General features: G+C 57.3%; 1 protein-coding gene. It reads left to right on the top strand.

The window, feature by feature from the left end:
- Positions 1-386: glutathione S-transferase N-terminal domain-containing protein (locus tag AC1DLB_RS32325; RefSeq protein WP_477786574.1), on the top strand; the 386-nt coding region annotated here is incomplete at both ends.

Genomic DNA, 386 nt, shown 5'->3' on the forward strand with positions numbered 1-386 from the left:
CGTGGAGGCTGGTCGTCAGCCGCCTAAACTGATTGAAGTGAACCCTTACGGAAGCCTGCCCACCCTGGTCGATCGTGACTTGGCGTTGTGGGAGTCGACCGTGGTGATGGAATATCTGGATGAGCGTTACCCGCATCCGCCACTACTGCCGGTTTATCCTGTGGCGCGTGCCAACAGTCGCCTGCTGATTCATCGCATTCAGCGTGATTGGTGTGGCCTGGTGGATCTGATTCTGGATTCGCGGACCAAGGAAGCAGCTCGCGTGGTGGCTCGTAAAGAGCTGCGCGAAAGCCTGACAGGCGTGTCGCCGCTATTCGCCGACAAGCCGTTTTTCCTCAGTGAGGAACAAAGTCTGGTGGATTGCTGCCTACTACCAATACTCTGGC

The sequence above is a fragment of the Pseudomonas sp. 05N434 genome (assembly GCF_056396965.1).